The following is a 333-nucleotide window of genomic DNA, read 5'->3' on the forward strand; positions in this document are numbered from 1 at the left end:
AGGTGATGCGCAACGGCGGTCCCACCGCGTACCGCGCCGACCTCGCCCACCGGGCCACCGAGCGCCGCGCCCACCGGCGCAGGCAGGCGGCTCCCCGGGGGCCGCAGGCGCTCCCGCCCGCCCACGGGCGGGACGCCGAGGCCGTGCGCGAGTACGAGGAGACGCTGACCACCGTCTTCATACAGCAGGGCACGCCGAAGATGATGGCCCGGGTGATGGCGTGCCTCTGCGTCAGCGACAGCGGCAGCCTCACCGCGTCCGAACTCGTCCGGCACCTCCAGGTCAGCCCGGCGTCCGTCTCCAAGGCGGTCGCCTTCCTGGACGAGCAGGGCC

At 74.8% G+C, this 333-nt stretch carries 1 pseudogene; it reads left to right on the forward strand.

Annotation, left to right across the window (positions count from 1 at the left end):
* Window positions 1-333 (forward strand): annotated as a pseudogene (locus tag OO69_RS48420) (MarR family transcriptional regulator); the annotation flags it as partial.

This window comes from Streptomyces sp. NRRL F-525 (assembly GCF_000716605.1).
In the GTDB taxonomy this organism is placed as follows: domain Bacteria; phylum Actinomycetota; class Actinomycetes; order Streptomycetales; family Streptomycetaceae; genus Streptomyces.